At 62.3% G+C, this 18,863-nt stretch carries 17 protein-coding genes, 1 tRNA gene and 1 pseudogene; 5 read left to right on the top strand and 14 right to left on the bottom strand.

The genetic code is table 11. The annotated features are described in order from the left end of the window. Positions 1-585: 585 nt before the first annotated feature. Positions 586-1,008 (top strand): DUF3592 domain-containing protein, encoded by a 423-nt coding sequence (locus tag ACX80E_RS16440; RefSeq protein ID WP_459303133.1) that lies wholly within the window; start codon positions 586-588, stop codon positions 1,006-1,008. Between the two features lie 192 nt (positions 1,009-1,200). On the opposite strand, the gene ACX80E_RS16435 is transcribed toward ACX80E_RS16440, so the two are convergent. The 5 genes from ACX80E_RS16435 to galU all read right to left on the bottom strand — a co-directional run bounded on the left by ACX80E_RS16435 (position 1,201) and on the right by galU (position 4,740). Continuing rightward, positions 1,201-1,273: transfer RNA gene (locus ACX80E_RS16435), tRNA-Ala, on the bottom strand. Positions 1,274-1,349: 76 nt separating this feature from the next. Then, positions 1,350-2,129 carry an SDR family oxidoreductase gene (locus ACX80E_RS16430; RefSeq protein ID WP_459303131.1) on the bottom strand — a complete coding sequence of 260 codons (780 nt, stop codon included), beginning with the start codon at positions 2,127-2,129 and terminating at the stop codon, positions 1,350-1,352. Between the two features lie 114 nt (positions 2,130-2,243). Then, positions 2,244-3,047 carry a hypothetical protein gene (locus tag ACX80E_RS16425; protein WP_459303130.1) on the bottom strand — a complete coding sequence of 268 codons (804 nt, stop codon included), beginning with the start codon at positions 3,045-3,047 and terminating at the stop codon, positions 2,244-2,246. A 171-nt stretch (positions 3,048-3,218) separates the two neighbouring features. Next, on the bottom strand, positions 3,219-3,833 hold the full coding sequence (locus tag ACX80E_RS16420; RefSeq protein ID WP_459303129.1) for a GNAT family N-acetyltransferase: 615 nt from the start codon (positions 3,831-3,833) through the stop codon (positions 3,219-3,221). 4 nt (positions 3,834-3,837) lie between these two features. Beyond that, the gene (galU, locus tag ACX80E_RS16415; protein WP_459303128.1) at positions 3,838-4,740 is read right to left on the bottom strand and encodes a UTP--glucose-1-phosphate uridylyltransferase GalU; all 903 of its coding nucleotides are present in this window, start codon (positions 4,738-4,740) and stop codon (positions 3,838-3,840) included. 80 nt (positions 4,741-4,820) lie between these two features. Between galU and ACX80E_RS16410 the strand changes: the two genes are divergently transcribed. Both ACX80E_RS16410 and ACX80E_RS16405 read left to right on the top strand, forming a co-directional pair. Further along, positions 4,821-5,519 carry a 5-formyltetrahydrofolate cyclo-ligase gene (locus ACX80E_RS16410; protein ID WP_459303127.1) on the top strand — a complete coding sequence of 233 codons (699 nt, stop codon included), beginning with the start codon at positions 4,821-4,823 and terminating at the stop codon, positions 5,517-5,519. A gap of 106 nt (positions 5,520-5,625) precedes the next feature. Beyond that, positions 5,626-5,787 (top strand): annotated as a pseudogene (locus ACX80E_RS16405) (FmdB family zinc ribbon protein); the annotation flags it as partial. Between the two features lie 14 nt (positions 5,788-5,801). On the opposite strand, the gene ACX80E_RS16400 reads toward ACX80E_RS16405, so the two are convergent. After that, on the bottom strand, positions 5,802-5,945 hold the full coding sequence (locus ACX80E_RS16400; RefSeq protein ID WP_459303134.1) for a hypothetical protein: 144 nt from the start codon (positions 5,943-5,945) through the stop codon (positions 5,802-5,804). 289 nt (positions 5,946-6,234) lie between these two features. Here ACX80E_RS16400 and ACX80E_RS16395 point away from each other — a divergent pair, with 289 nt between their 5' ends. Beyond that, positions 6,235-6,843, top strand: a complete 609-nt coding sequence (locus tag ACX80E_RS16395; protein WP_459303126.1) for an RcpC/CpaB family pilus assembly protein — start codon at positions 6,235-6,237, stop codon at positions 6,841-6,843. A 76-nt stretch (positions 6,844-6,919) separates the two neighbouring features. On the opposite strand, the gene ACX80E_RS16390 is transcribed toward ACX80E_RS16395, so the two are convergent. The 8 genes from ACX80E_RS16390 to ACX80E_RS16355 all read right to left on the bottom strand — a co-directional run bounded on the left by ACX80E_RS16390 (position 6,920) and on the right by ACX80E_RS16355 (position 17,920). Beyond that, complete coding sequence (locus ACX80E_RS16390; RefSeq protein ID WP_459303125.1) at positions 6,920-7,432, bottom strand: hypothetical protein; 513 nt, start codon at positions 7,430-7,432, stop codon at positions 6,920-6,922. A gap of 16 nt (positions 7,433-7,448) precedes the next feature. Beyond that, entirely contained in the window at positions 7,449-11,621 is a 4,173-nt protein-coding gene (locus tag ACX80E_RS16385; protein ID WP_459303124.1) for a DUF4011 domain-containing protein, read from the bottom strand. Between the two features lie 111 nt (positions 11,622-11,732). Further along, a complete protein-coding gene (guaA, locus tag ACX80E_RS16380) occupies positions 11,733-13,322 on the bottom strand; it encodes a glutamine-hydrolyzing GMP synthase (RefSeq protein WP_459303123.1) in 1,590 nt (529 codons plus the stop codon). Positions 13,323-13,550: 228 nt separating this feature from the next. Next, entirely contained in the window at positions 13,551-13,970 is a 420-nt protein-coding gene (locus ACX80E_RS16375) for a DUF3817 domain-containing protein (protein WP_459303132.1), read from the bottom strand. 86 nt (positions 13,971-14,056) lie between these two features. Further along, positions 14,057-14,902, bottom strand: a complete 846-nt coding sequence (locus tag ACX80E_RS16370) for an SURF1 family protein (RefSeq protein WP_459303122.1) — start codon at positions 14,900-14,902, stop codon at positions 14,057-14,059. 126 nt (positions 14,903-15,028) lie between these two features. Beyond that, positions 15,029-15,520: a PTS sugar transporter subunit IIA gene (locus tag ACX80E_RS16365; RefSeq protein WP_459303121.1), complete on the bottom strand. Its 492-nt coding sequence runs from the start codon at positions 15,518-15,520 to the stop codon at positions 15,029-15,031. 141 nt (positions 15,521-15,661) lie between these two features. Continuing rightward, on the bottom strand, positions 15,662-16,786 hold the full coding sequence (locus ACX80E_RS16360; protein ID WP_459303120.1) for a GuaB3 family IMP dehydrogenase-related protein: 1,125 nt from the start codon (positions 16,784-16,786) through the stop codon (positions 15,662-15,664). 42 nt (positions 16,787-16,828) lie between these two features. Continuing rightward, complete coding sequence (locus ACX80E_RS16355) at positions 16,829-17,920, bottom strand: BtrH N-terminal domain-containing protein (protein WP_459303119.1); 1,092 nt, start codon at positions 17,918-17,920, stop codon at positions 16,829-16,831. Positions 17,921-18,010: 90 nt separating this feature from the next. On the opposite strand from ACX80E_RS16355, the gene ACX80E_RS16350 reads away from it, so the two are divergent. Continuing rightward, a complete protein-coding gene (locus tag ACX80E_RS16350; RefSeq protein WP_459303118.1) occupies positions 18,011-18,628 on the top strand; it encodes a hypothetical protein in 618 nt (205 codons plus the stop codon). Positions 18,629-18,863: the final 235 nt, after the last annotated feature.

Genomic DNA, 18,863 nt, shown 5'->3' with positions numbered 1-18,863 from the left:
CAACCCAACGGAGGAACCCGAACCCGCAAACCCGTCGGAGAATTACAACTTCTAACCCTCAACAACCTCGAAGCATCACAAAACGATTACACCACTCCACGGGACTTGACCGATTAGGATGAGCTGTCCCGCTGAGGGTTCGCCTTACGGGTCGGGTTACGTTCAGAGCAAGGTTGTCCCAGTCCGGCCTGAACCCTTACCGTGAATTTCCGTACCGATCATTGTCAGACCCCGAACCGCTAACGCCGGATACTGTTCCATTGCTCGTGGAGGGCCGGAACGCAGCAAGGGCACCCACCCCCGCGAGGCCGTCAGCATGGGCAAGGGCGTCGCTAAGGCGAAGAAGACCGACACAGGGGCAGCAGTGGGCACGGAACGGACCAAAAGCGGCCCCGCCCGCTAGGTAGCGCGCAAGATTCACGTCCCCGTCCCCCTGATACCGGGGGTTCGCACCCGTCGGCGCCGATCCGGCGGGGCCGGGCATCGCCTGTCGCTGGCCGGCTCCTGGAACCGCTCGCGGTCAGGAGTGCCCTGACCAACTGACATACTGTTGAGTGACTTAACCTGGGGGACTCTTTGAAGATTGTGCTGTACATCATCTGGGCGCTGTTTGTCGTCGGCGCCATAGTGGCTCTGACACAGACGATAAGGAAAGCCAAGCACCAAGAGCGGCTCATCGCCAGCTGGCCGAAGGTCCAGGCCACCGTGACCGGCAGCCGCCAGGGCTGGACTAACGGCGGGGCCAACACCGACCGCAGCGTCCGCTTCTGGCCGCAGTACCAGTTCATCGACCCGCTGGGCGCCCTGTACGTCGGTGAATCCGAGGTTTCCTACGCGAACAGGCCTGAGCCTGGAGAGATCTTGGAGGTGGCCTTCAACCCGGCCAACCCAAATCAGTCGTTCCAGGTCGACGCGCCCTCCAAGTTGATGATCGGCTGTCTGATCCCGGCCTTCGCCTTCATAGGTCTCGTCATGTTCTGGGCCATCGGCTGGTTCACGCAGGCATGACCCGCGGGCGGCCCGACGCCGAGAAACTGACGGCCGCCTTGGACTGGCTCAACGATGAAGCGAGCCCTTCAGTCTCGGAACACTAGTCCCTCTGCTGACCTCAAAGTGTGTCGTTTCCGTGTCGTTGGACCCAAAATGGACAAAGAAAACCCCTCCGACCGAGCGTTTGCCCTAGTCAGAGGGGTATTCGAGTGGAGCTAAGGAGATTCGAACTCCTGACCTCTTCGTTGCGAACGAAGCGCGCTACCAACTGCGCCATAGCCCCGCGGCTGGCAGCCCACTGCCGTTCCTAAAGACTAGTCCTGCAGCCCACAGGAGTCCAAGGAGCCGCTGGCTGGCCATCAGCTCTTAGACTTTAGCCACTGCCCAAAACTGACCCGCCCCACCGCATGGTCAGGAACCAAGTTCCTGCCGAGCCGCAGAAACGTGCCAAGGGAGCCCGGCAGCGGCACTGAAGTCACTCTGGCCTTGCTGTGCGTGACGGTCTTCCATTCCTGCGCCAGCGCCTTCATGGTCAGCACGGCAGGCCCACCGGCTAGAACCGACCTCTGTTCAGTGCCGCCAAGCAGCGCCTCGTCAACAAGCAGGCGCGCCACGTCCGCCGTCGAAATTGGCTGGAAGGAGACGCCACGGAAGGCGGGGATGAAGCCCACCTTGGCGCCTGCCGAGAATATGCCAGCCACCAGATCGTGAAACTGGGTGGCATACACAACGCTCGTGGCCATGCCCGAACGCTCGTAGCTCAGGGCTCGCGCCGCCTGCGCCTCGTAGTAGCTCATGGAGCACTCGCCCGCCCGAACAATCGTCAGCAAAACACACCGGCCAACGCCGGCACGGGCGGCAGCCGCCAGAACCGCCACCGAGGTGACGGGCAACGCCCGCAAGCCAGCAGCTGAGCGCGCATCCATCGTCTCAATCAACGTGTCAACACCAACCAGGCCAAGCGCCACTCCCTCCCCCGTACGGAAGTCGGCATGGACGTACTCCGCCCCGACCACCCGCGCCTCGGCAGCAGGCGGTCGGCGGCTCAATGAGCGCACCTTGTGCCCGTCAGCAATGGCCACCTGCACAACGGCCCGCCCCGCAAGTCCTGTCCCGCCCGCAACAGCAATCACAACCATGGACAGAAGTTTACCGCCGCACCAGCGAAAAAGCTCCCGAACGTACAGAAGATGCCGATGTTTCAAAAAAACATCGGCATCTTCTGTACGTTCGATCTCGCTAACGAAAGAAGTCTAGGCCCGGCGGCGTTGGAGGACGTCATCCAAGTAGTTGAGCGCGTAGCTTCCGCGCTCCGAGGGAGCAACAGTAGCGGGAGCAACAACCGGGGCACCCTGGCCGGGAACCTCCGCAACGGCCACAACACCTTCGTGGTCACCAGCAACGCCCACGCCGGCTTGATCAGCCTTGATGGAGGTGCCAGCGGATTTGGGTGCGGCGGGAATAGCCAACGGTTCGGCCTGCGACGCTGCACGGGCGGCGGTAACATAGCCAGGCACCGGAACCTCAACAGGCTCCCACGTCTCAGCATCCAACTCGCCCTCAGCGAGCGTTTGGGTGTGTGCCAGCTTGGCGTCGGCGGTACCCTTGGCAGCCACGCGCAAGGCGGCGGTGCGCAATTCTTCAGCGGTGAGCGGTTTCTGCACTGGCACAGGCGGAGCACCTTGGGCACCGTCAAAGAGTGCAGTCTCGCGCGGTTTCGGCGCGGTAGCGGACCCCTGAGCGGAAGCCGGGTTCGGCGCAGTACCCGCAGCAAGTCTGGCGGCGCGGCGATCATTCTGGTCGCGCACAGCCAGCGTGCGAAGACCCGCCACCACCACACCAAACACAGTAAGTGAGGCCCAGGTCAGCCCCGAGGTAGTCAAGGACAGCATGCTCAGCGCACCGGAAATACCTGCCACCAGCAAAGCCATCAGGCCCGCACAGGCAACAAGCGTTCTGCCCCAGCGGATCTTCAAAGGCCCTTCAGTTGCCGAGGGCACGGCCGTTGAAGGTCCCGGCTCCACGGGGGTGTGGGCGTCGGAAGTAGTGCTTTCCATTGACGTCTCCTGCAACTGCTGGATTGGTTGGCCTGACAACGTGTGGCCGACCGTATTTCAACCCTAGAGGGGAAACATGTCGCCACCGGCATTACTGGCGGTGTGTCGCCAGCTTAGGGAATAAATCTGGCTTTTCTTGCGTCCGACGCCGGTCAACCCACCTTCTGCTTCCTAGCGGCCGGCCAACCACTTGGTCAGGATCCCCTCGGGGACCTCTTCGGAGGTGAGGGCGAAACTCCTGTGATCAGCCCACTCGCCGTTGATATGCAGGTAACGCTGGCGCAGACCCTCGTCCCGGAAACTTAATTTCTCCACCACCCGCAAACTTGCCACGTTCTCCGGGCGGATATTGATCTCCATCCGGTGCAGGCCCAGCTGCCGGAAACAATGGTCGGTGGCCATGGCAACGGCTGTGGGGACGATTCCTCGACCGGCGCGCTCCTGATCCACCCAGTATCCCAAGCTGGCGGACATGGCCGAACCCCACATGATCGAGGAGACGGTCAGCTGCCCCACAATGACGGGTTTGGGCTTGCCCGGGACGCGCTCGGTGATGATGAAGGGCAGAGCCGCCGCCTCACGGGCCTGCCGATTCAAAACACGCACCATGCCACCAAACGTGGGCAGTTGGCCCTGACTGGCAGGATTACTGGCCTCCCACGGCTGCAACCAGGCAGCGTTGCGGGCGCGCACGGCGCCCCACTCAGCCCTGTCACGAAACTTTATGGGGCGCAGGACCAGATCGCCACATTCCAAGGTCACCGGCCAGACGGCCTGCCCCCACACGAAGTTAGACCTTGAGGTCGGCTGTGAATTCGCCCAGCCATTCACGCAGGTCCGGGCCCAGATCGTCGCTTTCGCACGCCAAGGTAACCACTGCCTTGAGGTAGCTCAACTTGTCGCCCGTGTCGTAGCGGCGGCCACGGAACACGACGCCGTACACGCCGCCGCCTTCGCCGTCCATGGTTGCCAGGGTCTGCAGCGCATCGGTGAGCTGAATCTCATCGCCACGGCCCGGAGGAGTGTTTTCGAGAACCTCGAACACCGCCGGGTGGAGCACGTAACGGCCAATGACCGCCAGGTTGGATGGGGCGTCCGCAATGGCCGGCTTCTCCACCAAATGGTTGACGCGAACATAGTCTTCACCGTCAACGACTGTCATGTCGGCGCAACCGTAGGAGGAAATCTTGTCCTCGGGAACCTCGATCAGGGCCACCACCGAACCGCCGGTGCGTTCCTGCACGGCAATCATGGCTGTCAGCAGCTCATCGCGCTCATCGATCAAGTCATCCCCGAGCAAGACCGCAAACGGTTCGTTGCCCACATGTGTCTTGGCGCGCAACACTGCGTGCCCCAGACCCTTGGGGTCGCCCTGGCGAACATAGTGAATTTCGCCCAGATCGGTGGCGTGCTGCACGGCCGCCAGACGATCGACGTCGCCCTTTTCCTGCAGCAACTGCTCGGTGACAGGAACCCTGTCAAAGTGATCTTCCAGGGCCCGCTTGTTGCGCCCTGTGATCATCAAAACGTCAGTCAGGCCTGCACTTACGGCTTCCTGGACAACATATTGGATGGCGGGCTTGTCAACAACAGGCAGCATTTCTTTGGGCATGGCCTTGGTTGCCGGCAGGAATCGAGTGCCCAAACCGGCTGCGGGAATTACCGCTTTACGTACACGCTGTGCAGAAGTCATGCCCCTAGGCTAGCGGAAGTCCGCCCGAATACTTGGATAGTGTTATTTACGCTACTATTCCCAACCTCGAGCGGACAGACATGAGCACATTGAGCAAAGCTGCCTGGCGGGCCAGGATTCGCGCCCAGCGCAGGGCATCGACCTCGGCTGCCGGGACGCTGCCTTCCCTGACGTTCGACGCCGGAACCGACACTCCCGCCGTCGGCGCACGGGATGCGCGGGTCGCCGGGGCGGGCACCGATCCGGGCCCAGCTGCGGGCGCGGATCTGGCTCGCGTGGGGCTTGAATGGTTGGCTTCCGTGAGCTCCTCCGGCGCCGGGATGACCGTGTGCGGCTACGTTTCTACGGGTCTGGAGCCGCCGACGGGCCCGCTCCTGACGGCTTGGGTGGCGGCCGGGCACACGGTGTATGTTCCCGTGTGCGAGCCGGACTTTCAGTTGAGCTGGGCCCGCTGGCACCCCGGAATCGAGATGGCGAAAAGCGTCCTGGCCCCGGTCATGGAGCCGGTGGGGCCGCGTCTGCCCTTCGCCGCGCTTGGTCTGGTGCAAGCGATCCTGTTGCCTGCGCTCGCTGTGGACACCGCTGGCGTGCGGTTGGGTCAGGGCGGCGGATACTACGACAGGTTCCTGGCCATCATTCCAGCCCTGCCCTTGGCCGCGGTGGTTTATGCCCACGAACTAGTGGCACCGGGGCTGCTCCCCCACGATTCCCTCGATGTCAGCGTCACCTATGCACTTACCCCGGCCGGCTACCAGCGCTGTGTCCCGCTCCCTCGCTAACGGGAATGGGTAGGCGCCCAGGGGCGTTCTAGCAAGCGATGGTAGAATCAGCACTTGGGACCATGGACTGCCAGCCACGCGACTGGCGATCACAGGGTCCCAACGCATGTATCCAGGAGGAAATTCAGTGCCCACGTATGCCTACGCCTGCAAAGATTGCGGCCACGCTTTTGATATTCAGCAGTCATTTAGCGATGACTCTTTAACAGTGTGCCCGGAATGCCGCGGAAATCTTCGCAAGAAGTTCAACTCTGTTGGCGTTGTCTTCAAGGGTTCCGGTTTCTACCGCACCGACTCGCGCGCCACCTCCAGCTCAGTGGCTGCCTCGACAAGCACCAGCTCAGAGTCGACCCCGGCAGCTGCAGGCAGCACCGCTAGCAGCAGCCCTAGCCCGGCCAGCAGTGCAGCGCCCGCCACAGCCGCCACAGTCAGCGCCGCCTAAACTCAAGCAGTATTGAGCCTGTCGCATGGACGTTTTCACCCTTTAGTTCCTCCACAGCGGCAGCTCGTCCGTGGGTTGTTCACACTAAGGTGATGGCCTCTTTCGCACCCACGCAGGCACCTTTAGCGTGGATGCATGAAAGCAAAACGTGCTCCCTCAACTCCCCCGGCTTATCCGGGGCCGGCGTGGCGTTCCCGCCATTGGTCGGGGCGGGCGTCACCGCCTTCGGTTTGGGGGAAGCTTCTGCGGCTGTTGATGCGGCGCCGACGACTTGTGGCTGCTCTGCTCTTGTGCGTAGCCGCCGCCGTTGCAGTTGAACAGCTAACCCCTGCCGGCCCTCCCACCACCACAGTGCTGGTTGCGGGCCGAGACCTTCCTGCCGGGCATGTCCTCACCCCTGCCGATCTTGGTGCAGCCGCCGTTAGTCCTGCCATGGCGCCCGATGGCTCATTGCTGCCTGAAAACGACTCACTACCGACAAATCCTTGGACGGGGCGGCAGCTTTCAGGACCAGTCCGGCGCGGCGAGGTCCTCACAGACGCCTCATTGCTGGGTAACGAATTGCTGGTGGGCGCGCCACCTGGCAGTCAGGCTGTCCCGGTCCGGCTGAGTGACCCCACCACCTTGACGTTGCTGCGCCAAGGCCAGTTGGTGACAGTGGTGTTGAGCCGCAGTGACGGGCTGGACGGGCCCGTCACCAATGAGGTGCTGGCCAACAGCGTCCCCGTCCTGTGGACACCGGCTCTGGCCCCGAGCAGCGGTGGGCTGCTTCCCGCCCAGGAGAGTGAGGGAATAGTCGTTGTTGCGGCCTCGCCCGAACAGGCGGTCCCCTTGGCTGGGGCCATCAACCGGGGAAAGGTCTTCCTGATACTTCTGAACTGACACCCGGCAGCGCAGGTTCGTCTGCAGCCAGCACGGAAACGCGCGTGCAACCCGATTCTGGGCGGGCCGGGAACAGCTAGCTTCTGGCCGCCTTCACGTCAGCAAAGTATTTGTTGCTCGCGGGCAGGTAGCAAAGCCCCACGGCCACGCCGCCCACCAGGAGCTGCGCCACGGTGGTCAGCCCCTCGGGGAAACTAATGCCCACCAACTGGATCAACGTCAGAACCACCAACACAGCCCCTAGGGTGCGCGCCCAGGACCTGCCCCGCAAGAGGAAGTAGCTGATGAATAAGTAGGCTCCCGCCGTCACCACCCCGGCCATAATCACCGTCAGGATGCCCATGTTACGCAGCAGTTCCAGACTGGGCACTTCCCCGCTCATGGCATCGATCTGCTCCTGAATGGTTGAAAGCCGTTCCGGCGAGGAGGCATAGATCAAGCCAAAAATGCTCGCAACAACCTGCACAACAGCGCAAAGAGCCAGCAGCCTCGCTGCCGCCGTCACCGACCCGGGTGTTTCGGGTTTTGGCGTGCCGGGATTCTTGTCCATGAACGCGCCCAAGCCTGGAATTTTTGGCGAAGTAGCCATGGTGATCCTCTAGTCCTTAGCCCCAGTGCGGGGGTTTGTTCTCGCGCAACCAGTCGTCATGACCGTTGCCGCTGGGTGCGTCTCCCCAGGTGTGCTCGGCGTCGTGCGGGGCGACTTTCGGCAATACAGCCGAATCAGTTGACGGAGTACCCGGGTTGCCGGCCTGCTCCTGGGCAGATTCAGTCACGGTTTCAGTCGCTGACTCGTTGGCACTCATGTTCTCTGCTTGTTCGTTCACTGCCTTTTCACCTTCAGTGCTTGCTAAGTCTTGTTCCAGCTCCGGCGCCAAGGCCGGACCCTGGGTCTCCCCGGTCTCGTCCGCAACCCCGGCACCTGGTCCGGTGCGCCGCCGTGATCTGGGCGAATCGATCACAGCAGTCATGGAAGTGTCCAACGACGTCCCCATCAGGGAGGCCAGATCGGCGTCGCCCGTGGTGGAGGACAAGCCCAGGAAACGGCCAATCTGATCCGCGCAACTCGAGGGATCCGTGAAGACCTCAATGGTCCACAACGGAACGTATCGCCACCCCAACCGCTCAAGCATCTCGGGCCGCAGGCGACTCCGCTCACGCACACTCATGTTCTGGTATTTGGCTGTGCCATCGGATTCCACCGCCACAGGGTCAGGGATCTCATGCTCGGCACGGCCCAACAACTGCATGGGATCCGGGGCTGCAGCCATGTCCAGGGCGCCGTCGTAGTGGTGCCAAACACGGGCGCCACGGGCACGGAGCCTGTCAGCAAGATCTGCCACCAGGGGGTCCTCTCCTGTGATGCGCTCACTGTCCTGAGCTCGGGTTGCCGGCGTGCCCAGCAACGAATTCCCGGCCAATTCACGGTCCAGCAGCTCAAAGAAATCAATGGCGCCGTAACTCAACCGCTGCTCGTCAAGGTCCTCGGGACGGAAGCAGGTGAGGATGTGAATATGAGTCCTGGCACGGGTCATGGCCAGGGCAAACTTGGCGCGACCGTCGGGTTCGGACAAGGGGCCAAAGCCGTGCAAAGCGCGGCCATGGGGTGTGCGGCCATAGCCTAGGGAGAAGATGACCCTGTCCCTGACCAGCCCGGCGGCCCTATCCACCGTGACAACGCGGAAGGACTCCGGCCCGGAGGCGAAGAACTCCCCCAGCAAGGGGTGGTTGGCCATGTGGATCCGGATGGCCTGCGCAACCCGGACGGCGTGGCGTTCACTGGCGGTAATGACTGCCAACGATTCGCGCGGACGCACCCTGGCGTGTTCAAACACCAGATCCACGACACGGTTGACCTCGGCCACCACTGATTCAACACCGGCGTCGCCGGCACCGGGAAGACCCTTTCCGTCCGGCAGGTAGTCCACTGTGAGAGACCGTTCGAGGCCTGTCACAGCGCGGCCGTCGGGCAGGCGTTCCAGCTGGGCATCGTAGAAGCCGTTGCTGAGCTGGCGCACCAGCTCTTCATCCACCGCGCGGTAGGAAACCGTCAGGCGGTGTCGCGGCAGAACTCGTGACAGCGCGCCAAAGACGCTTTCCAGTGGGTGTTGCTCGCTACCACGCTGCGACGGCGCACTGACAGCAACAGTGAAACTCTTGGGGCAGGCCGTTTGCTCATCCCCGAAGGCGACCACTTGATCGGCTCGGGCCAGCGCCGGCAGGGCCGACTGCAGCGACGTTGATTCGGCATCCAAAATAACAACCGTGTCAAAGCGGAAATCGGCGGGGATGGCCGTGGGCACCACCAAGGGGCTCAGCACAAATACGGGCGCAAGGTTGCGCAACAGGTCCGGGGCTTGGGCGCTCAATGCCGTCAAGGAAACCCTGCCATCCTTCAACACATTCCGGAGCATTTCGCCCTGACGGTTCCGGCCAGCCAAAATTCCGGTCCATTGCTGAGCCAAACGCCAACGGATACGTCCCGGCCCGGAGGCAACATGGGTTTGGTCAGCCAAGCGGAACTCGGCCTCCAAGCGTCGCAGGTTGGCGCCGTCGGACATGGCAAGGTACTCATCCCCGCTAATCATCGCTTCAAGCGCGGACTGCCACCATGCAAGTTCCAGCTCCGAGCCGGTCTGCTCGGGCGGAACCTCCCGGCGGGCCAGATCGGCAAGTAGTTCGCCCAGTCCCTGTTCACGCATACCTTCAAGCAGCAAGGTGCGCTCGGGCAACGTCTCCAACGTTTCCTTGGACGCCACCAGGGCTTCCAAACGGCCAACCAGCTCGCCCGCGTTGAAGTTCAGCAGATCTCCGCCATCAACCGTGCGCTCCAAAACGGTGCCCAGCGTCAGCATTTTCTCACGAAGAAGCGTGTATGTTCGGCTCAGCTCGGCCAAGCCGGAGGGCACCGTGGGGTGGCGCTTGCTCGTGGCAGCGGCGGCCCACAAGGCGCTCTGCTCATTCACCAGCACCAACGACTCGTGTAGATCGGCAATATGAACGCCCGGTCGCACCAGATCCTTGGCATTGCGGCGGAACCGCGCACGCTGCAGCGCAGGCATATCAATGCCGCGTTCGCGCCGCCAGGCAGCCGTGGCAGTGGCAGCGATCATATCTTCGGTGGACCAGTCGAAAATGTCGGCATTGAACTTGTCCAGGCTCTCGCGAATGGCAACCAGCATGTCCAGCTGCAGACCCCACTGGGTAAAAGTAGCCCCCTGGGTGATCTGGCCAAACTCAGCCACTTCACGCATTTTTGCAGCAAAGGCGGGTACCTGCTCGAAGAGTTGCTCGGCCAACGAATAGGCCACTTCGGTTTCCTTGCGAGTGACCATGCGGGCACCGTGCCATGCGCTGCTCACGGCAACTTGGCTAAACGCACCCAAGGACGCTGCACGGCGCAAACGCCCCGTCAGTTCCTTGCGGTCGCGGATACTGTCCAACACGCTGCGCTTGAGCCGCACAGTGGTGGCTGGCGCCGGATGGATGGAGGTCAGCTCAGCCAACGACTGCATGGCCTGGTACGGCGAGCAGCCCCACCGTTCGCGGACATTGTGCAGACTGGCCACATGATCCACCAACTGGTGCCGGTGATCAACCAACGTCGCATACAGGTTGCTCAGATTGGGTTCAACAGCTTTTTCGTTGCGTGTGATGGCCCGAATGAGCTGGGATTTGATTTGTTGCGGCCCGCTCTGGGCGCTGAGCTGGAGCAACAGCGAGTCAAGATCATGCGCCGTGAGGATTTGTGCCAGCTCGTTCAGCGTGCCGCGGCGTTCACCCACCACCAAGACGCTCTTGCCGTCGTGGACCAACTGGGCGATGGCGTTAATGGCTGTTTGGGTTTGCCCGGTTCCGGGAGGGGTGGAGACCAGCACCGAATCGCCGGCACGGACCAAGTCCAACACGTATTGTTGTTGCGGATCGGCGTCGCGCACCAGAATTTCATCTTCCGGGCGACGGTCGTCCAAGGGGGTGAACCGGGAATAGTCAGGCTTCACTTCAACCGGAAGTACGTCGTCGCCACTGTGGCGTTGCAATAGCTCCAGCAGGTCGCTGCCAGCCAACAGTGCCGGGTCGGACAGGTTATCGCTCAGGAAGCCAAAGCTGGAAACCACTAGTTCGTGCTCCACGCTGGATCCCGAAATGGGTGCCAGCATGTTCCGCACACGATCCAGTACGGGGGTGGGATCAAAGCGTGCCGTACTGTACGCCAAGCGTCCCAGGGCAGCTGCATCAACGTGAATGTTGGTGTGCTCGCTCAGGTGCTTGACCAAGGCAGGGTTGATCTGCGCCTGCTCCATGAGTTGAAGCTCGTAGTCGTCCTGGCCCGGGCGCACAGTCAGCGCCACGGCGGCCAGCAGCACGGGTGCGTTGACCTGGTTTTTTTCATCCCCCAGGGAGGACCAGCGGGCCATCCCGGCGGCGAGGTATCCGACGTCGATCCCGCGATCGGTGCTGAGCTCAAAGATCTTGGCCCGCAGGGCGGCAGCAGCACGTTTGGCCGCTGCATACTGTTCGGGTTCACGAATCAGGGTGGAGAGTCGGGTTTTGCGGCCAGCCAGAAGCTGCGCCAGTCCCGAGGGGTGGGCGTGCGTGAGGCTGATACTGCCATGCTCGGTTTTTACGAAGGCAAGGGCAGTGTCGGCACCGGAATAGGAATCCAATCCAGCAAGCCAGGTTTGGAGTTCGCCTGAACTCGCATTGAGGCTTGCAACTTCAGACACGGGTGCCTTCTTCTCTGCACTTGAGCGAAACGGTCTTGACCATACTGACATGCAATTTAGGCTATCGCCCCTAGCCTTTTAATGCTTGCTCGGCACACTGGGGAGCGCCAAATAAAGCCAGAAAAGCAGCTTTTTCGGTACTCCCCAGTGGTCCTGCGGGGATTACTCCCACTCAATGGTTCCCGGTGGCTTGGACGTGACGTCCAGAACGACGCGGTTTACACCGTCCACCTCATTGGTGATTCGGTTGGAGATCTTGGCCAGCAGATCGTACGGCAGGCGTGACCAGTCGGCCGTCATGGCGTCCTCGGAGGACACCGGACGGAGCACAATGGGGTGACCGTAGGTGCGGCCATCGCCCATGACGCCAACGCTGCGCACATCGGCGAGCAGCACTACGGGCATCTGCCACACATCGTTGTCCAGGCCGGCTGCTGTGAGCTCGGCGCGGGCAATGGCGTCAGCCTGGCGCAGCAGTTCCAACCGTTCGCCGGTGATTTCACCGACAATGCGGATACCCAAGCCGGGGCCGGGGAACGGCTGGCGGCCAACGATTTCCGCGGGCAAGCCCAGCTCGGCACCAACCGCACGGACCTCGTCCTTGAACAAGGCACGCAACGGTTCAACGAGCTCAAAGCGCAGGTCCTCGGGCAGTCCGCCAACGTTGTGGTGGCTCTTGATGTTGGCTGCGCCTTCACCACCGCCGGATTCCACAACGTCCGGGTACAGGGTGCCCTGAACCAGGAACTTGATCTCTTCGCCTTCGGAGGCAGCCTCGGCCATGATGGCGCGTTCTGCTTCCTCGAAGGCGCGGATAAATTCGCGGCCAATGATTTTGCGCTTGGTCTCCGGATCGGAAACACCGGCTAGGGCGTTCAGGAAACGGTCCTGCTCGTTGGCAACGTACAGCTTGGCGCCGGTGGATGCTACGAAGTCGAGCTCCACCTGCTCGGCCTCGCCCTGACGGAGCAGGCCGTGGTTGACGAATACGCAGGTGAGCTGGTCACCCACGGCGCGCTGCACCAGGGCAGCGGCAACGGCTGAGTCAACCCCGCCGGAAAGGCCGCAAATGACCTTTGCATCACCAATCTGCTCGCGGACGCGCTCAACCTGCTCGTCAAGGATGCTGTTGGCGGTCCAGTTCTTTTCCAGCTTGGCGCCGTTGAACAGGAAGTTCTCCAGCACGGTCTGGCCGAACTCGGAGTGCTTGACCTCGGGGTGCCACTGGACACCAAAGAGGCACTTTTCCTCGTTGGCAAAGGCGGCAACGGGTGCACCAGCTGAGGACGCGAGGACATCAAAGCCCTCGGGTGCCTGCTGAACACTGTCACCGTGGCTCATCCAGGTGGTTTGCACGTCCCCTGTGGAGCTGAGGATGGAGCGGCTTGCGCCAACAAGGGCAACCTCTGTTGCCCCATATTCGCGCATGCCAGTTTCAGCGACGATACCGCCCAGGGCAGCAGCCATGGCTTGGAAGCCATAGCAAATACCGAGGACCGGGATGCCGGCTTCGAACAGGTCGGCACCAACATTGGGTGCGCCCTCTGCGTAGACACTTGATGGTCCACCGGAGAGAATGATGGCAGCTGGGTTTTTGGCCAGCAACTGCGCAGTTGTATAGGTATGCGGCACGATTTCCGAGTACACATTGGCCTCACGCACGCGGCGCGCAATCAACTGGGCGTACTGGGCTCCGTAGTCCACAACCAGGACGGGCTTCTGGGAAGTCTGGGCCGTAGCGGGATTAGTCACCCCTCAATCTTAACCCACACCGCAGCCACCTTGGCGCGGAGCCGCTCTTTGAGTGACCAGCACCTCACATTTCCCCGACGCTCTCGCAGCAATGGTGCTTAAATCCAGAACGCTCTCGCAGCAAATGCGAGAGCGTTCTGAAAAAACCGACCATTGCTGCGATAGCGTCTGAAGGCGCTTGGGAAGGCAGCGTCGGGGAGGCGCTGCCGGGGCGTTGCGCCGTCGGCTCTAGTAGCGCTTGCCGGCCTTTGGATTGGCGGCAACCTCTGCCAGCACTTCCTTGTGAACCCTGCCTTCAACAATGAAGGACAGGAACGGCACCACGCCGCCCAGAGCAATGAGAACTAGCTTGCCAAACGGCCAGCGCATGAGTGTCCACAGACGGAAGTCGGCAATCAAGTACACAACGTACATCCAGCCGTGCACAATCAGCACCATGGTGGACAAGTTCACGCCGCCGGTGACCGCCATGGCGCCACCGTCAACGTTCACCAGGCCCAAGCCGTGGGATGCGCCTGTGATGGCGTTGGTGCCACCGGCAACCAGAACACTGCCGAAGGCGTAACGGAGCACCAGCTCAATCACCAGCAGCAAGAGCATGGCACCTGTTGCGTAGGCCAGCACCTTGTAGAACGTCAGGGCAGTCATAATCTGTGCGGGAGTGCCACCAAAACGTCGCTTCGGCGTTGCCGGCGTCGTTGGGGATGCCTGGGTGTCACCCGATTTGGACTCGTTCACTTTGTTACCTCTTTAGTTGTATCTTCATCGGGGGTCTCGTCGTCGTCCGGGTACTCCAGGTCGAAGAGCGCGTCTTGGTCGCGGCGGTAGTCATCAGCCACCAAACGCCACCACAGGAAAAGTGCAAAGCCGGCAAACACTACCCATTCAATGGCGTAGAAAATGTTCAGCCAGTTGATCTTGTCGTTTTGGTCCGTGGCCGTGACGGTAATCGGCAGTAGACCCGAGGACTGGGCCGAGGCGCCAACGTCCGCACCGTCGATCAGTTCCTGATGGGACACCACGAATGCTGCGTAGGTGCTCACATTCCAAATATTTGTCAGCTCGGCGCTGGAGAGTGCGCTCACCTGGCCCGCCGGCAAATCCGGGGCCAGCACGGGACCTTCTGAGTTCAGCAGCCGGCCCTCAAGCTGGACGGTGCCGTCGGGGGCACTGGGGGCATTGTCGGGGGACGCAACCCAGCCGCGGGCAACGGGAATCACGACTTCCTTCGTGGCCGCCACTCCGCTGAGTGTGGGCGCACCATCCACCACAAAGGCATTGACAACCCAATAACCAACATTGCCGTCCTGGATGCGCGAGGGCACCAGAACTTGTCGCGCCGGGTCAAAATGGCCGCTGGTGGTCACCAACTGTCCTTCAAGATCGCCTGTCATGGGCTCACCGGGGGACATGATCTTCAGCAGTGGCTGGACCTTTTCGGTCACCGTGGGCGGCGCCACGTCTTTTTCCAACGAGCGGGAGAACTGCCACTGGCTCAGCAGCACTAAGACGGCGGAGACGGCCAACGCGAAAACCAGCGCAGCTATCCATTTGGGCTTAACGGCAGTTTTCAACACCATTCAACTTTACTTCGTCACCGTGTAGAACAACGAATGCAGCCGGAAACCACAGGCAGGGAGGGCGTGGTGGGCCCCCGCGCCCGAGGGGCCCGCCACGAGCTTGCGAGCGGTGGGAGGGCGTGGGGATTAGTGGTCGAAGAAAACCAAGGAGGAGTTGATGAGCTCGGCAATAACCTCGGCGTCGTGGGCTCGGCGCAAGGATTCCCGGAAGTTTTCCTTGAACAAGGACCTGGCCAGCGTGGCCAGCACCTCCAAGTGGGCGGAGAAGGAGCTAGCTGGCGTGGCAATGAGCAAAATCACCGTGGCTGGACCGTCCACGGCACCAAAATCGAGGCTGTGATCAAACTTGGTGATGCCCACGGCGATGGAGATTTCGTTGACGAATTCGCTGCGCGCATGCGGCAGGCCAATCCCACCGGGCAGGCCCGTCGCCATCTGATGCTCGCGTGCGTTGACGTCACGCAAGAAACCGTCCAGATCAGAGATCCGGTCGTTCTCAAAAAGTTTTGCGGCAAGTTGGGCGGCCGCGTCCTCTTTCGAGTCGGCTACCATTTCCAAAATAACCAAGTTGGGGTTGGTTAATTCTGTTTCATAGCGTTCCAGCGAACCCGATGTCATCAGTACCTTTCATGGCTGGTCGTGAAAAAACCTGCCTCCAGTCTAGTCGCATGCGGGGCCCGGCCAAGGGGATCGTGGCGTGGCCCACGTTAACGCTCAAGTGCCCCGAACCAAAGCTCGGGGCACGTGAACTCCACACAGCTACGGGGAGACGATGACGTCAATCCGCTGGAATTCCTTCAGGTCTGAATAGCCCGTGGTGGCCATTGAGCGGCGCAGGGCGCCAATCAGATTTGAGGTACCGTCAGCCTGATGTGCCGGGCCGTACAGCACTTCTGCCAGGGTTCCCACGGTGTCCATCTTCACGCGGTGGCCGCGCGGCAGTTCCTGGTGGTGGGCTTCTGCACCCCAGTGCCACCCTTGGCCGGGCGCCTCGGCGGCCCGGGACAAGGCAGCCCCGAGCATGACGGCGTCCGCGCCCATGGCGATGGCCTTGACGATGTCACCGCTGGAACCCATGCCGCCGTCGGCAATCACATGTACGTACCGTCCACCGGACTCATCCATGTAGTCGCGGCGGGCCGTTGCAACGTCGGAGATGGCACTGGCCATGGGCGAACGAATACCCAAGGCACGGCTGGTGGTGGTGGAGGCGCCGCCACCGAAGCCCACCAGGACACCCGCCGCGCCTGTGCGCATCAGGTGCAGAGCCGAGGTGTAACCGGCCGCGCCGCCAACAATGACGGGGACATCGAGTTCGTAGATGAACTGCTTGAGGTTCAACGGCTCGGTGGTCTTGGACACGTGCTCGGCAGAAACGGTGGTTCCACGAATCACGAAAATGTCCACGCCTGCCGCGATGACAGTCTTGTAGAACTCCTGGGTGCGCTGCGGCGTCAGGGAGCCGGCAACCGTCACGCCGGCGGCACGAATCTGCGCCAGGCGGATGGTGATCAGCTCTGCCTGAATCGGTGCGCTGTAGATCTCCTGCAACCGGCGGGTGGTCTCGGGGTCAACCACCGAGCCTTCCAGCGTTGCAATCTCATCCAGCACGGGCTGCGGATTCTCGTAGCGAGTCCACAGGCCTTCCAGGTCCAGCACGCCCAGGCCACCCAATTTGCCCAAGGCAATGGCTGTTTCCGGGGACATCACCGAATCCATGGGTGCACCGATGACGGGCACCTCAAACTGGTAAGCGTCGATCTGCCATTTCACCGACACATCTTGGGGATCGCGAGTACGCCGGTTCGGCACAATCGAAATCTCATCCAACGAATATGCGCGGCGTCCACGCTTTCCACGGCCAATCTCAATCTCATAAGTCACGCCCCTAGCCTATAGCAGCGAGCACCGGAGCCCTTAAACCTCTCATTCCACGGACGTTTGGGCTGCCAGTGCTGCCGCCGCCTCCAGCTCCGCAATCCGCTCCACCGCCGCGGCCATGGCAGCAAAGTCCGGTTCCTCATCCCGCCCGATCAGCATGGTCAGCTCATCCCAGCGCTCACCCAGTGCTTGGTACTGCGTGGCGGCATCTCGCAGGGCGGGCTCGGAGAGTACGACGCCGGCAGCATCGACCCCGAGCATCGCCACCTCCTGCAAAAACTGCGCATACAACGGCCGCAGGGCGCCGGGACCGCTAAACCGCTTACCTGCCAGCAGGCCATGCAACATGTCCAAGCCCGCCACCGAGCGTTGCGGGTCGCCAAAGATCCTTGCCCAGCCACGGTTGGTGGAGGTGTCCCGCAGCCGTTCGGCCCACTGCGCCATACCCACTATGCCGAAGTTTTTGGCATAGCCGGATGGAATACCCGGCGGCGCCTGGTGCGACAACAGCGCCCGGGCAGTCTCGGCAATCGCCTGACGCACCACAGCGGCAGTCAAGACATCCCCCGCCAGCTCTGCCCCGCTCCCCCGCACCACATGGGCCTGCCAGTGCTTGTCCGCCTTCCGGGAGCCGCGCGCCTGCGCCAGCGCCTCGGAGGCTATCCGCTCCAGCCGCCCGCCGCCGTCGTCCACCAGGTAGTCTGCGCCGTCACGAGCCACAACGGCGACATCCATCGAGTCCATGTCCGCCGGCCCGCCCTGGGCCACCCACGGCAGTTTCCCGCGCACCAGCCGCACCACGGCCGGAACGCCCGTTTCCAGCGCAGCGTCCAGCCGCGCCTGGGCCAGCGTGGCGCTGCCTGTCTGCTGGATATTGACGTTGGCACCACTGCGGCGCAACAAATTCTCCGTGTAGGGGCCGGGGTGAAAGCGGGTGACGATCGAGGCGGTGGTGGTTTCCTTGTACTCGAAAGTGAAGATCATGAAGCCGATCCCGCCAGCCAGGCCCGCCAGCATGGCCTCCGTGAAAGGTGCCTTGGTGAAGGGGTTCTGTGTCCCTGAGGCAGCGAACACACGGGTCCAGAGCCCGGCGTCCCAATGCGAGTATTCGGTGTGTGGATCATAGTTGCTGGGCATGCGTTGATTGTAGCGCCGGCAGCCTTGGCCGCAGTCATCGTGGCAGCGGCGGTGCACCACGAACAACGGCCGTTTCTGTAGGCTGGGATGATGACTGACACAGAATTGCGGATGACCGACCACGAATTGCTGGGCTTGCTGGCAATGACCCCCACGGAGTCGGCGGCGGTGACGCTTGGCCTGTTCCGGCTGGACCAGCACAGCGACAACGAACTGTTCACCAACGCAGGAATCACCACCTTGATGGTGCGTGGATTGGCGGAGCTTCAGGGCGAGAAGATTGTTCCGGTGGAGAAGTGCGCGGTGGTGGGTTCGGTCCTGTCCCAGGCCCAGGAGTGGCTGGAAATCTCCTTGACCACACCAACCACCAGCCACGTGCTCTTCACCGTGGGTTCCAACGTTGGCGCCATCCTGCTCAGTTTGAGCCCCTACGGGGTGCACGAGATTCAGCCCATCGAATCCGGCCCGGCCATGCTGGAACTGGCCCTGCATCTGAGTCATGAGTACCTGGTTGGCGCTGCCGAAGGTCTGCCTGCCACGGCTGTTCTGCGACGCTTGCGCACGGGCACCGAGCCGGTGGTTGCCCAGCTCACGGCGGTTGAGACGGGTGAATGGGTGCTGCGCTCCGGCACCGAATCCGAGTTCGTTGAGGAAAACTACCCCGCCACTGAGGCCATGGAAAAGTTCAAGGCAACGCTCACGGCCTGACATCGACCGGCTATTCCGGCCGGGGGTTCACCCGTCGAACCCGCAGCCGACGCGAGAATTCGAGGCGAATTCGCCACCATCAGTTGCAGTCTGGAATTCTGTGGCTGCGCGATTTATCGCCCGGCACCACTGGACGTACGACGGCGGGGGGGGGGGGGGGGGGTGGGGGGGGGGGGGGGGGGGGGGGGGGGGGGGGGGGGGGGGGGGGGGGGGGGGGGGGGGGGGGGGGGGGGGG

The organism is Arthrobacter sp. TMN-49 (assembly GCF_054511095.1).
This window is presented reverse-complemented; position numbering and strand designations above follow the sequence as displayed.

What these genes read in the sequence shown, in the direction of transcription:
- ACX80E_RS16425 (WP_459303130.1), bottom strand. Translation starts at nt 3,047, where the DNA reads ATGGAAAGCACTACTTCCGACGCCCACACCCCCGTGGAGCCGGGACCT.
- galU (WP_459303128.1), bottom strand. Translation starts at nt 4,740, where the DNA reads ATGACTTCTGCACAGCGTGTACGTAAAGCGGTAATTCCCGCAGCCGGT.
- ACX80E_RS16385 (WP_459303124.1), bottom strand. Translation starts at nt 11,621, where the DNA reads ATGTCAGTATGGTCAAGACCGTTTCGCTCAAGTGCAGAGAAGAAGGCA.
- ACX80E_RS16390 (WP_459303125.1), bottom strand. Translation starts at nt 7,432, where the DNA reads ATGGCTACTTCGCCAAAAATTCCAGGCTTGGGCGCGTTCATGGACAAG.
- ACX80E_RS16410 (WP_459303127.1), top strand. Translation starts at nt 4,821, where the DNA reads ATGAGCACATTGAGCAAAGCTGCCTGGCGGGCCAGGATTCGCGCCCAG.
- ACX80E_RS16375 (WP_459303132.1), bottom strand. Translation starts at nt 13,970, where the DNA reads ATGACTGCCCTGACGTTCTACAAGGTGCTGGCCTACGCAACAGGTGCC.
- ACX80E_RS16355 (WP_459303119.1), bottom strand. Translation starts at nt 17,920, where the DNA reads ATGCCCAGCAACTATGATCCACACACCGAATACTCGCATTGGGACGCC.
- ACX80E_RS16430 (WP_459303131.1), bottom strand. Translation starts at nt 2,129, where the DNA reads ATGGTTGTGATTGCTGTTGCGGGCGGGACAGGACTTGCGGGGCGGGCC.
- ACX80E_RS16365 (WP_459303121.1), bottom strand. Translation starts at nt 15,520, where the DNA reads ATGACATCGGGTTCGCTGGAACGCTATGAAACAGAATTAACCAACCCC.
- ACX80E_RS16370 (WP_459303122.1), bottom strand. Translation starts at nt 14,902, where the DNA reads ATGGTGTTGAAAACTGCCGTTAAGCCCAAATGGATAGCTGCGCTGGTT.
- ACX80E_RS16350 (WP_459303118.1), top strand. Translation starts at nt 18,011, where the DNA reads ATGACTGACACAGAATTGCGGATGACCGACCACGAATTGCTGGGCTTG.